The sequence below is a fragment of the Neobacillus sp. plas4 genome (genome assembly GCF_057221695.1).
Map to the genome: position 1 here is coordinate 3926260 of NZ_CM170152.1, position 12708 is coordinate 3938967.

10 protein-coding genes, 11 tRNA genes and 1 pseudogene are annotated in these 12708 nt (G+C 39.6%); 2 read left to right on the forward strand and 20 right to left on the reverse strand.

What is annotated here, in order from left to right; genetic code table 11:
• Nucleotides 1–297: 297 nt before the first annotated feature.
• From purL to AC2TFD_RS19630, 13 genes and pseudogenes are all read right to left on the reverse strand, one after another.
• Nucleotides 298–2520, reverse strand: coding sequence for a phosphoribosylformylglycinamidine synthase subunit PurL (purL, locus tag AC2TFD_RS19570; RefSeq protein WP_484673792.1), 2223 nt, complete (start codon nt 2518–2520; stop codon nt 298–300).
• 320 nt (nt 2521–2840) lie between these two features.
• Nucleotides 2841–3151: pseudogene (locus AC2TFD_RS19575) on the reverse strand (VOC family protein); the annotation flags it as partial.
• A gap of 317 nt (nt 3152–3468) precedes the next feature.
• A tRNA-Leu gene (locus tag AC2TFD_RS19580) sits at nt 3469–3550 on the reverse strand.
• A 7-nt stretch (nt 3551–3557) separates the two neighbouring features.
• Nucleotides 3558–3631, reverse strand: a tRNA-Trp gene (locus AC2TFD_RS19585).
• Between the two features lie 69 nt (nt 3632–3700).
• Nucleotides 3701–3785 (reverse strand) — tRNA-Tyr (locus AC2TFD_RS19590).
• Nucleotides 3786–3814: 29 nt separating this feature from the next.
• Nucleotides 3815–3907, reverse strand: a tRNA-Ser gene (locus tag AC2TFD_RS19595).
• 72 nt (nt 3908–3979) lie between these two features.
• A tRNA-Met gene (locus AC2TFD_RS19600) sits at nt 3980–4056 on the reverse strand.
• Nucleotides 4057–4104: 48 nt separating this feature from the next.
• A tRNA-Ala gene (locus AC2TFD_RS19605) sits at nt 4105–4180 on the reverse strand.
• An 18-nt stretch (nt 4181–4198) separates the two neighbouring features.
• Nucleotides 4199–4275: transfer RNA gene (locus AC2TFD_RS19610), tRNA-Pro, on the reverse strand.
• A gap of 8 nt (nt 4276–4283) precedes the next feature.
• A tRNA-Arg gene (locus tag AC2TFD_RS19615) sits at nt 4284–4360 on the reverse strand.
• A 37-nt stretch (nt 4361–4397) separates the two neighbouring features.
• Nucleotides 4398–4486 (reverse strand) — tRNA-Leu (locus tag AC2TFD_RS19620).
• A gap of 5 nt (nt 4487–4491) precedes the next feature.
• Nucleotides 4492–4566 (reverse strand) — tRNA-Gly (locus AC2TFD_RS19625).
• Between the two features lie 44 nt (nt 4567–4610).
• A tRNA-Leu gene (locus AC2TFD_RS19630) sits at nt 4611–4692 on the reverse strand.
• A gap of 249 nt (nt 4693–4941) precedes the next feature.
• On the opposite strand from AC2TFD_RS19630, the gene AC2TFD_RS19635 reads away from it, so the two are divergent.
• Entirely contained in the window at nt 4942–5088 is a 147-nt protein-coding gene (locus AC2TFD_RS19635; RefSeq protein WP_335567797.1) for a hypothetical protein, read from the forward strand.
• A gap of 53 nt (nt 5089–5141) precedes the next feature.
• Here AC2TFD_RS19635 and AC2TFD_RS19640 read toward each other — a convergent pair whose 3' ends face one another.
• From AC2TFD_RS19640 to AC2TFD_RS19670, 7 genes are all read right to left on the reverse strand, one after another.
• Entirely contained in the window at nt 5142–5912 is a 771-nt protein-coding gene (locus AC2TFD_RS19640) for a class I SAM-dependent methyltransferase (protein WP_484673793.1), read from the reverse strand.
• A gap of 84 nt (nt 5913–5996) precedes the next feature.
• Nucleotides 5997–6752, reverse strand: coding sequence for an exodeoxyribonuclease III (locus AC2TFD_RS19645; RefSeq protein ID WP_335567795.1), 756 nt, complete (start codon nt 6750–6752; stop codon nt 5997–5999).
• An 83-nt stretch (nt 6753–6835) separates the two neighbouring features.
• Nucleotides 6836–7624: a divergent polysaccharide deacetylase family protein gene (locus AC2TFD_RS19650; RefSeq protein ID WP_335567794.1), complete on the reverse strand. Its 789-nt coding sequence runs from the start codon at nt 7622–7624 to the stop codon at nt 6836–6838.
• A gap of 110 nt (nt 7625–7734) precedes the next feature.
• Nucleotides 7735–8145: a hypothetical protein gene (locus AC2TFD_RS19655; RefSeq protein WP_335515507.1), complete on the reverse strand. Its 411-nt coding sequence runs from the start codon at nt 8143–8145 to the stop codon at nt 7735–7737.
• A gap of 145 nt (nt 8146–8290) precedes the next feature.
• Entirely contained in the window at nt 8291–8728 is a 438-nt protein-coding gene (locus AC2TFD_RS19660; RefSeq protein WP_132097090.1) for a peptidylprolyl isomerase, read from the reverse strand.
• 221 nt (nt 8729–8949) lie between these two features.
• The gene (locus tag AC2TFD_RS19665; RefSeq protein ID WP_335515511.1) at nt 8950–9399 is read right to left on the reverse strand and encodes a CBO0543 family protein; all 450 of its coding nucleotides are present in this window, start codon (nt 9397–9399) and stop codon (nt 8950–8952) included.
• The gene (locus tag AC2TFD_RS19670; protein ID WP_420489078.1) at nt 9326–10444 is read right to left on the reverse strand and encodes a DUF2515 domain-containing protein; all 1119 of its coding nucleotides are present in this window, start codon (nt 10442–10444) and stop codon (nt 9326–9328) included. The genes AC2TFD_RS19665 and AC2TFD_RS19670 overlap by 74 nt, the downstream gene beginning before the upstream one ends.
• A 69-nt stretch (nt 10445–10513) precedes the next feature.
• Between AC2TFD_RS19670 and shc the strand changes: the two genes are divergently transcribed.
• Nucleotides 10514–12391, forward strand: coding sequence for a squalene--hopene cyclase (shc, locus tag AC2TFD_RS19675; RefSeq protein WP_484673794.1), 1878 nt, complete (start codon nt 10514–10516; stop codon nt 12389–12391).
• Nucleotides 12392–12708 lie beyond the last annotated feature (317 nt).

The window sequence follows — 12708 nt, forward strand, 5'->3', positions numbered from 1 at the left end:
ACACATGTATTTATCTATTCGATAGACGATTTAGAACGCTTTCTGCAGAAAAAAGAGTGCTTCCAATAACGTGTCGGAAGCACTTTTTTCGCTTTTATAATCATCGTTAAAGAGAAAAGTGCTTTAATATAACTCGGAAGCATAATAAATGGTGACCCACTAGAGAAAATACATATCCCTTCTCATTTCTGATGCCTTTTCATGTTTCCAAATTCCAAACATTATACATTCCTCTTTTTTGCACATTACTAGGTAGAACACGGCCCATTCAGAAAGGTGCCGTGTTCTACAAAAAATTTATTTTGCTACTACTAACCCAGGAATCGCTTCATTCCAAAGTTTATGAAGTTCATCAACGGTATCCTCAATTATAGGTTCACCATTTACAGATACAATCAATTTCCCATCGTTCGTTACCGAGCCGATTTGGCTCGCATCTGTCCATAGAGTTTCAAATTGCTCTTTGTTTTCTGCTTTTACCGTTACTAAAAATCTTGATTGTGATTCACTAAATAACACTACCGTTGCGTCACCTGTTAAGTTAACTTCAACACCTAAAGCTTGTCCCTTAAACAAACTCTCAGCTAAGGCAACAGCAAGTCCGCCTTCAGATAAATCATGTGCAGATACGACAAGACCTTCTCTAATTGCAGTCGCAAGTATGTTTTGACGGTTCGCTTCAATTTGTAAATCAATGACTGGCGCTTTTCCTGAATATTTTCCAGCAATTATATTTTGCAATTCACTGCCACCGAATTCAGGGAGCGTTTCACCAATTAAATAAACAAGGTCACCATTATTTTGGAAATGGCTTTGTGTTACATATTTTGTATGTTCGATTAGTCCAACCATACCAATGATTGGTGTTGGAAGAATCGCTTCGTCTTTTGATTGATTATACATGGAAACATTACCGCTAATCACTGGTGTCTCAAGAGCAAGACATGCCTGGCTGATCCCATCAATGCTCTCTTCCATTTGCCAAAATACTTCTGGATCGTTCGGGTTCCCATAGTTCAAGCCATCTGTAATGGCAAGTGGTTTTGCACCAGAACAAACAAGATTACGTGCTGCTTCAGCAACGGCAATTTGCCCACCCACTTTTGGATCTAAATAAATATAACGAGAATTACAGTCCGTCGTAATCGCAATGGCTTTATCCGTTCCATCGATTTTCACGATTGCTGCATCAGATCCAGGACCAGCAATCGTGTTTCCTTGTGCCTCAGCGTCATATTGCTTGTATGCCCATTCCTTACTAGCAATGGTCGGCTGCTGTAAGAGTTGTCTTAACATCGCTTGATGATCGTCAACCGCTGGCACTTCATTTTCCATCGCTTGAAATTCTTGATAGTATGCCGCTTCTTTTGATGGCAAATGATAGACAGGTGCTTCATCAGCTAAGATATTGACAGGAATATCTGCGACAATCTCATCATGCTGCTTAATACGGAAGGCTTTTTCCTCAATAACTTCACCGATTACTGCCGCATCCACATCATGTTTTGCAAAAATATCAAGAATTTCCTGCTCCTGCCCTTTTTTCGCAACTAATAACATACGCTCCTGTGATTCAGACAGCATAATTTCATATGCATTCATGCCTTCTTCGCGCTGTGGAACAAGGTCAAGATTCATTTCAACACCTGTACCAGCTTTAGCTGCCATTTCACTCGCAGATGATGTTAATCCTGCCGCACCCATATCTTGAATCCCTACTAATGCATCCGAATGAACGACTTCTAAGCATGCATCCATTAATTTTTTACCGATATGTGGATTACCAATTGCGACTGCAGATGAATTTTCTTCTTTTCCACCTTCAACAACCTCTGAAGAAAATGATGCGCCACCAACTCCATCCTTTCCGGTATCCCCACCAGCATAAATCACGACGTTTCCTACACCAGCAGCAACACCCTTTTGCATATCGTCATGATTAATTAGTCCAACAACCATCGCATTGACTAATGGATTTTCTTCATATTGCTTATCAAATTGGATCTCGCCACCAACCGTTGGAACATCGATCACATTGCCATAGCTCGCAATCCCACGGACAACCTCAGAAAATAACATTTTCGTATGGTCATTATCTAGATTGCCAAAACGTAAGGAATTCATGGCTGCAATTGGTTTTGCTCCCATTGAAAAGACATCACGCATTATTCCACCAACCCCAGTTGCTGAACCTTCAAATGGCTCGACAAAAGACGGGCTATTATGACTTTCAATTTTAAAAACAACGGCTTGATTGTCACCAATATCAACAACCCCAGCACCTTCACCAGGCCCTTGTAAAACATGACTACCTTTCGTTGGGAACCTTTTAAGTAATGGTTTCGATGATTTGTAGCTACAATGCTCGGACCACATGGCAGAGAAAATGCCTGTTTCCGTGTAGTTCGGATGACGTTTTAATAGATCCTTTGCTAGTTGATACTCTTCGTCTGTTAATCCCATTTCCTTGTATATTTGTTCATTTTCAATTTGTTCCGGGCTAATATTATGTTGCGACATCAATCGTTACCTCCAAAAAATAATTAAATTTGTTTGTTAAATAAGACGATATTCAGATGGCTAGGAATTATTTGTTGCTAGCTTGATCGTCTGCATTTGTTCTTCCATTTGATATAAACCAGTGTTTCTTTGCTTGTCTTTACTTAGTTCTAGTCTGTCTTGTTTTCCATTAGTGCTTCTAACTCTTTTTGGCTATATCCTGTCAGCCAACGGGCCATAATTTATCCTTCCTTTTTTCTTTTTCTTTTATGAGAGTGGAACAATAATCTACAGGTGGTGAAAGCTTACTTTCTATAAAGAAGCGTATGTTCGTATGTATATCAGTTAGGTAAATCAAGCTGCCATGGCACACCGGAACGATCAACTAGCCAACCAAATTTTTGACTGAAAACCATAGTCCCCAATCGGCATAAAGGCTCCCCCACCATCATTTAATTTTTGATAGAGATGGTCAATTTAAGCTTCTGATTCGCAAGTAACATAGTTCGAAAATGAAGGCGTGAAGGAAAACTCATGTTTTATATTACTGTCGATACACATAAATTCCTGCCCTTTTAAAGAAAAACGGCTGCCAACACAGTTCCTTCTTCCCCTCTTCGTTAGCTCCATATCGAACGATACTATAAATCTGTTAAGATTAAAAGGCATTTTCAGGTATTTCACCAATATTTTAGTAATAGCCTTGGAAGGCGGTCTTTACACCATGGGAAAAACAAAAGTGGAATTTTGGACAAACCAGTATGTCGTTGTATTGATTCATTTATTGAATAGAAAAAGAGTGCCAGGTCAGCTTGCAATTGAAACGTAAAATTTGAGTAAAACAAAATCAATTCTTATCTTTTTCTATCCTTTCTTAATAAATAAATAAATAAGCTCACAAACCTTGTTTTATCAACGTTTGTGAGCTTATTTATATTTATTAAAATGAACGTACTTTGTTCTTTGTGATACCGGTGGTCGGGGTCGAACCGACACTCCTCACGGAACACGATTTTGAGTCGTGCGCGTCTGCCAATTCCGCCACACCGGCAAATCGTTGGCAGGGGTAGTAGGAATTGAACCCACACCAAAGGTTTTGGAGACCTTCGTTCTACCTTTAAACTATACCCCTAAATGGAAATTGGAAAGTTATTTTCACTAACGTGAAAAAACTATGGTTATTTTGCTTCGCAAAAAACATTGGTGGAGGGGGACGGATTCGAACCGCCGAACCCGGAGGGAGCGGATTTACAGTCCGCCGCGTTTAGCCACTTCGCTACCCCTCCACATCGGAGAAATAAATAATTAAATTTTATGGAGGAGGAAGAGGGATTCGAACCCCCGCGCGGTTTGACCCGCCTGTCGGTTTTCAAGACCGATCCCTTCAGCCAGACTTGGGTATTCCTCCGCAGTAATACTAAATGTTGAAAATTATGTTGCTTAGTAAAATACTTTTGTATTTTTACTTCATAAAAATACTTGGTAGCGGCGGAGGGGATCGAACCCCCGACCTTACGGGTATGAACCGTACGCTCTAGCCAGCTGAGCTACACCGCCAAATATCTGATTAAATTGTAAGTTATTTTCACTATCGTGAAAAAACTTTGGTGGAGCCTAGCGGGATCGAACCGCTGACCTCCTGCGTGCAAAGCAGGCGCTCTCCCAGCTGAGCTAAGGCCCCATTTTGTTAATTTGAAGATGGTCGGGAAGACAGGATTCGAACCTGCGACCCCTTGGTCCCAAACCAAGTGCTCTACCAAGCTGAGCTACTTCCCGATAAAATATGGCGCGCCCGAAAGGAGTCGAACCCATAACCTTCTGATCCGTAGTCAGACACTCTATCCAATTGAGCTACGGGCGCATTATTGAAAGTTATTTTCGCCAACGCGAAAAAACTCTGGTGCCGAGGACCGGAATCGAACCGGTACGGTAGTCACCTACCGCAGGATTTTAAGTCCTGTGCGTCTGCCAGTTCCGCCACCCCGGCAACTTTGGAGCGGAAGACGGGATTCGAACCCGCGACCCCCACCTTGGCAAGGTGGTGTTCTACCACTGAACTACTTCCGCATTCATCATGAAAGTTATTATATTGCTATCGCAAAAATAATAAGTGCGGGTGAAGGGAGTCGAACCCCCACGCCTTGCGGCGCCAGATCCTAAGTCTGGTGCGTCTGCCAATTCCGCCACACCCGCATAGTATAAAAACGAACTAGAAAACTAAGTTACTAACTTCGCCACTTCGTATCGGCGACATTGATAATAATACAACGAATTCCGACAGAAATCAACAACAAATTTTAAAGATTTTTTTTAAAAGTTAAAAGCTACTGTTATTATACCAAAATACAGTATTTAAGCGAAAAGATATAAAAATGTTTTAGAACCTTTTTTATGGGTAAAAATACAATATACTTTATTCCCATAAAAAGGAGCTGAATTACCTTGAGCTATTACCAGAAAAAAGACGCTGAAAAAACCATTATGAACCAAGCAGATCAAGAAGAACACACTAGTAACGGTGAAAGATCTCCTGAGTTTGATGTTTTCGGTACAGCGCTGAATGACCTCCACAGTCCATTCGAATTTTAAAAAGCCCAATGTATGAATGAGAGGCAGCTCTCTTTTGTACATTGGGCTTTTGCTTACCTTTTAATTGCTTTTAAAACAATTGCTTCACCAACAAAGGAAATTATCTTATCATTCTCGATAACCATCCTAAACTTATCCTTGATTCCTTGTGAAGATTTAAGAATGTAATTCGTTAACTGATTTTTTTCAGAATCGGCTAGTTTCATGTTTGAACACCATGGATCAAAGAAAAATGTCTTCTCAAATCGGTGCCATTCAAAGACTTCTAAACCGCTATCCTCAAGTTTCTGAATCCATTCGGATTTTTTCCAGGCACGAAAATGACTGTAATCACGCATTTTTTCAATCGAATTATAAAATTGATCAAACTCTTGTGTCTCTGGGACTACATTATCATCCAATAAGAATTGCCCTTTTGGCTTTAAAACTCGATGTACTTCCTTTATAAATAAATCCACATTCGGAAAATGGTGCGGTGCAATCCTGCAGGTGACAATATCAAATGCGTCATCTGCAAAAGGCAGCTGTTCAGCATCTCCATGTACAAATTCTACATTTTTGTGACCATTTCCTTTTATGAACTTCTCGGCCTCAATCAGCATTTTCTCCGTAAGATCAACCGCTGTTACTTTTTTAACCAGCGATGCAAATGCGTTAGCAGTATGCCCGCCGCCTGTAGCAATATCGAGCATAACCTCCTGACCCTTTAGATCTGCCATTTCGACCATTTTTACTAAGTCTTTTCCATCCTTATGAATCGGACTGGAAACATATGAAGCCGCATTTTTTCCAAATTGTTGTTGAACTTCTTTCTTAATATCCATACGGAATCACCTCTTCATTCTATTTTAAGCCATCCTGTTACGTAATAGAATTACGAGGTTTTTATAATTTAAGATAAGAAATACTTATATTTCCAATTCAACGACCACGGGGCAATGATCACTTCCCATAATTTCACAATGAATATCTGCGTTGATAAGTTGGTCACGAAGTTTTTCGGAGACGATAAAATAATCAATCCGCCACCCAATATTCCGCTCACGAACCTTGGCCATATAGCTCCACCATGAATATGCCCCTTCTTTTTCCGGATAAAAATGCCTGAAGCTGTCCACAAAACCTGACTCTAGCAGCGCAGTCATCTTTCCACGTTCCTCTACAGTAAAACCAGAATTCCCTAAATTTGATTTAGGATTTCTCAAGTCAATTTCCCGGTGCGCCACATTTAAATCCCCGCAAAGAACAACCGGCTTTAGCTCGTCTAATTCTTTCAGATGAGAGATGATTCGATCTTCCCATTCAAGCCGGTAACCTAATCTAGCCAAATCTCTTTGTGAATTTGGTGTGTAAACATTCACTAGATAAAACTTTTCAAATTCTAATGTTAGGATTCGGCCTTCATCCTGTGAATCCTCATTTCCTAAACCATAACTTATAGAAATCGGTTCAACCTTTGTAAAAACTGCAGTGCCGGAATAGCCTTTTTTCACAGCATAATTCCAATATTGATGATAACCCTCCAGTTCAAGGTTGATTTGACCTTCCTGTAATTTTGTTTCTTGCACACAAAAAATATCTGCATTAACTTCTTTAAAATAATCTAAAAATCCTTTATTTACACAGGCTCTTAGGCCGTTAACATTCCAAGATACAAGTTTCATTCGGATTCCATCTCCCTTACTGCTTATCTCTTTATACGACTGTCATTTTAACACAAAACAAGGCAGCCCGCAGGTGCCTTGTTTTATGGAATAAAATATTGGTCCGCTAATTCTCCTGAGAAAAGCTGTGAAACTGGTACGATTTTAATATTTCTTTTCTTAAATTCATCCATTGATTGAAATACTCCAATTGAACATTCCTTTCCTGTAACTCCTACATGTCCAATGGCAATTCCTTTGCCTTGAAATTCGGTTACTTTTGCCAGCCTAGCCATTTGTTTTCGAACATGTGCTGAGGACGAAATATCATCAAGAAATACGTCTCGTTTTAATAAGGGTACACCAAGTTCTTTTGCAATTTCTGGGAACTTCGTGCCGGGACTTGTACCACTATCGACAAGAAATAATTTCCTTTCCTTCGCCACTTCAACAATTGCCCTGACTATTCCTTCATTTTCAACAGCTAGAGACCCCATATGGTTGTTCATCCCAACTGCATATGGTACACTTTCGAGCGCTTCCTTCACCCGCTTTTTTACTTCCTCTGGAGAGAGTTCCACGGTAATGGGTTTAGGGCCAAGCCATGATCTTTTTCCTCTTTTCGGCTGCATGGGCAAATGAACCATCACCTCAAAGCCATTTTTATGTGCCCATTCTGCGTGCGCCTTTGAGTTTTCTGTAAAAGGCATCACCGCTGCTGTAATCGGAATATTCCCTTCCAAAAATTCTTTAACGCCCTCATTCCCTCCACCAAAATCGTCAATAATAATGGCTGCTTTAAGTTCTTTTGTTTCCTTGTTTTCTGCAAACGATGAGCTCTGGAACGAGAAGAAAAGAAAAGGAATCACCAGCATTGCAAATTTTATCTTCATAAAAACCCCCTATAGTAAAATGATATCGTTAATTTACCCCGGGAGAGACGATTCATTCTTGTAAGAAAAATATCATCAACTACGATCATTATCTTGAAATCAGTTGTATTTCAAGAAATCATCTTTTCCTCAACGAAATGGATTTTCCAGCCATCTTTAGTCTTAATAAGGATCATTTCCCCATAAAAGGTCGATTTTTCTCTGTTAGCATTTATATGTAAAAGTTTATATTGAACAACAGCCGTATAAGATTTTATCTCTTTAATTTGAAAATCAATTTCAATTACCTGACCAAATTCATTAATTTTTTCAGTAATATATTTTTCATCTCCATAATTCTCTTTAATAAAAAAATCACTTAAGGTTTGTATATAGCCTTGGGAATCTTTTTTATTCATTGCCATTGTCATCGAGTAAATAGTAAAAGTAATTTCACTCTCTGCTGTTTTGTCAAAACCTGCAACAAATAGCATACAGATCATGCTAAAAATAAGCAGGAGTTTTCTTTTTATATGATTCATTGCATAAAAACAGACCCTTCCACATCTTTGTCACTTATTATCCCCATTTGTAATTCCATTTACCCACAACGTAAGCTGCCTCTTGGCTGCAATGGCAAGTGAACAAAAAAAGGACCTTATCAAAAGGCCCTTCCTACCGAACATCCTATTCGTCGTAAACTTCAACTTTTTCCATGACATCGCCATTTCTCATTGCTTTTGCTGCTTCAAGACCAGAAGTCACTTTACCAAAAACAGTGTGAACACCATTTAGATGTGGCTGCGATTCATGAACAATAAAGAATTGGCTACCACCTGTATCTTTACCAGCATGTGCCATTGAAAGAGATCCAGGTACATGTGTGTGTGGATTTCCTTGTGTCTCACATTTAATTGTATAACCTGGCCCACCAGTGCCTGTTCCAGTTGGGCATCCACCTTGGCTAACAAAACCAGGAATAACTCGATGGAAATTTAACCCGTTGTAAAAACCTTCTTTTGCTAACTTTTCAAAGTTTGCAACTGTACCCGGTGCTTCATTTGGATACAATTCAAATTCGATTTTCTCACCGTTTTGCATTTGTATGTGTCCTTTTTTTGCCACAATAAACATCTCCTTTATGTAAAAAAATTCTTCTTTATGATACACTTTCCAGCGCAGAAAAGAAAGTTTCATGGTTCAAATCTTCAATATTGTGGTATTATAACTGTACCCCTTCCGAACATTCGCTTGTTGCGGGACACTTAACCACTGTACGGACGGAAGGGGTACGTAGTGTCGCTCGCGCGGCATTCCGTAAAGCCAAGACTTCGGTCTTGGCTTTTTTAATGTTCTTTATTTGTCACACGATAAAATATTAAAATGATCGATAAGAAAACTAAGTAGCCAAAAAAGGTATAGATATGCCTCCATTCGGGGCTATGCTCAAATAAACCAAACAGTTCAGAAAACCTCTCAACAATTGGCATTAATAAACTTAGAAATAAAATAACTCCTGCTTTCCCCCATTTTGAAACCTGCTTCATGATTTTAAGGTAAACAAGGACCATAACGGGCAAAGCTACAAACGTAAATGCAATATTAACCGAAAACACCTCAGGAAATGGTCTAATCGGGAACATGTACATATTCTTGCCAACAAAGTAAAGATCCAAGCTAGTTCCCAGCAATATCGCCAAAAAGAGTGTTGGACCAAATTCTTTAATCAAAAAGGGTAATGACTTTTTTGGCCAAGGCGGCAAGTTCAAGCCTTTCGAGCGTTTTACAGTATTCATATTCAATCTCCCCACTTAATTGTGTTTCATCTAGCTCCGAGAGATAGTCGGCTACCTGCCAATCATGAAACCAATCTCCCTTTTCCGCTTCTTGGTGGTTAACATTTTTCCATGCAGACTTTAAATCAGGACTGTAAATTTTTCTAGCTCCCCACCTCAGCTTGCAGGAGTTTAAGCGGAGCTGATAGGGAATCCCAGGAATTCCTTCGTTCACATTATTGAATATATGGGGCCAATAATCTTTTCTTGAACCTGTATGAGGATGTTCCTTTGCCCATTTCATAAATAAATCTCTCTTTTTAAAAAGAACACCGTACAGCCGTTTTCCTAATACAATCCGCTCGTGTAAAGATTGAAACTGATGAAGCGTCTGACCCGCTAGGCTTTTTTTTCGATAGGGAAACAAAATATGATTAAAAGACAGGTGATCCTGCAGTTTAAACTCCAGCGTGTTTAGAACATCCTTTTGATAGACTGAGTTTTGTATAACCCTTTTTTCTAAATAATTTTGTTCGTTAATTACGAGAGCTATAGTAAGGATATAAGTGTTCGGATTTTTCCAAAAATAATCCCAAATGGTCTCCATGAATGTAGAAATATTTAAATTGGGCAGAAGGTAAAACAGCGGTTTCCCCCTTTTTAAACTTTCACTGTAGAGTAAAAATTGTGGATATGCATCTTGAAAAATCAGCCAATTGCCGCGTTCTAAAAAGTTAAAAAAGTCATTCCGCTCCTTTTTCGTCAGAAGGCGAGTGAGCAAGTCCCCCTTTAAATCCGTCATGTTCCAGCCGCCATTCCGTGACACCATATGCCCTAAAAATGCCCAATGGATTTCCGGATGTTTTTGATAAAAATCAAAATAAGCCTTCGTTCTTGTGACATTATTCAGATTCAGTTCCTGTGTATCACATCTAATCCTTTCTAAAAGAGCATGCTCATCTTTCGTTAAGTGATGGACTTCTGTATTTTTTAACTTTAACTGTGATGCCTCCTTGATGGTGTCTATCGGCGTCTTCTCCCGGCTCCTGATAGAAAAGATAACAATCACCTCCTTCGAGAATTCTCCTTCAACTTCCTGAATATGTATAGATGAGAATATACAATAGGGAGAGGAATGAACGCTGCGATGATGGATACTAGGAAAGGCATTGACTGGCTGGTTGAAATGCTGAGAAGGAATCAATCTCCCGACGGCTCTTGGAGTGATCCATTTGAAACTGGACTATCCACAGATGCCTATATGATCATTTTATTACGGACATTAGAAATTAATGATGAGGAATTAATAAAAGGGCTTGCTGAGAGGATTTTAAGCAAGCAAGAACAAAATGGCGCATGGAAGCTTTTTTATGATGAACATGAAGGAAATCTGTCGGCTACAGTAGAATGCTATTATGCTCTTTTGTATTCTGGCTACTTTGAAAAAACGGATAAACGGATGGCCGCTGCAAAAAAGTTTATTTTATCTAAGGGCGGAATCGAAGAGGTTAGTATGTTTACCAAGGTGATGTTGTCCTTAACAGGTCAACTTAAATGGCCAAGATTCTCGCCTCTGCCAATTGAAATTATCCTGCTCCCACTTCATTTCCCATTTAATTTCTATTCTTTATCTGTTTATGGAAGGGCAAATCTTACACCGATGATGATTCTCGCTGATAAGAAATTTAGCTTAATAACGAAAAGGAGTCCTGACCTTTCTGATTTAATGGTTAGTCGGAATTCCGATGATAACTGGGTCCGTTCTAACGAATGGCGTTCATTGTTTTCTTTTATCGAGGATGGTGTAAAGAATTTAATGGGGCTGCCTGACCATCTTCACAAGCTTGCGATTGATCGTGCTAAAAAATATATGCTTGACCATATCGAAAAGGATGGAATGTTCTACAGCTACTACAGCTCAACTTTTTTAATGATTTTCGCACTTCTTTCACTCGGGTATAAGAAAACCGACCCTGTCATAACAGCTGCCATTAATGGAATTAAATCGATGAAAACTGAAATTAACGGCCTCCCGCATATGCAATACACAACCGCAAATGTTTGGAATACATCGTTAATTGGGTATGCGCTTCAAGAGGCTGGTGTTTCCCTTGAGGATGAAATGGTTAGGAAAGCAAATCACTATTTATTAGCAAGACAGCATGATAAGTTCGGAGATTGGGTGATTCATAATCCTAACAGTTTACCTGGGGGCTGGGGTTTTTCCAATATAAATACTATCCACCCTGATGTTGATGATACAACCGCTTCAATGAGGTCTATTTCTCGAATGCCTTCTGAAGGTCAAGACGCCTGGGCCCGTGGGGTTAACTGGTTGATGTCGATGCAAAATGACGATGGTGGCTGGGCGGCTTTTGAAAAAAATACCGATACAAAACTGATTGAATTTTTACCAATTGAAAAAGGCGAGTTTATCCTCACCGATCCATCTTGTGCGGACATCACAGGAAGGACGCTTGAGTTCTTCGGTAACTATACAAATCTGCCAAAAGACCATGAGATCATAAAAAAAGGTATAAAATGGCTTATGGATCATCAAGAGGCTGACGGCTCTTGGTATGGAAGATGGGGTATTTGTTATATTTATGGTACCTGGGGTGCAGTGACAGGATTAACAGCCGTTGGGGTGCCTGTCACCGATACATCGCTTCAAAAGACAATAGAGTGGTTGAAGGGAATTCAAAACAAAGATGGTGGCTGGGGCGAATCTTGTTATAGTGATAGTAAAGAAAAATATGTTCCGCTTAAGATTAGTACTTTGACCCACACCGCCTGGGCATTGGATGCTTTAATAAGTGTTTCAGACAAACCGACATCAGAGATTCGAAAAGGTATTGCCTATTTATTGAGAAACCTGCAAAAAGATGACTGGACGACTGCGTACCCCAAAGGCCAAGGTATGGCGGGTGCTTTTTACATCCATTATCACAGCTACCGCTATATTTTTCCGCTGCTTGCATTGGCTCATTATCAAAAGAAATTTGATTCATGAATCGACGGGACTCAATGTCTCCGTCGTTTTTTCTATTTGTAACTTCCCAGCTGCCTATATTATTTCAATATTGCAGAAAAACCTTGAATTTTTACCATACCCCTACATTCGCTTAATTTACAGGCACAATAATCGACTGATTCTTACCATATCCTACTCCTACCAATTTATCGGCACAATCAACAGCGGATTCTTACGATCTTCCCACTCCCACCTAATTTATCGGCACAATCAACGGCAGATTCTTACGATATTCCCACTCCCACCTAATTTATCGGCACAATCAACGGCAGATTCTTACGATATTCCCACTCCCG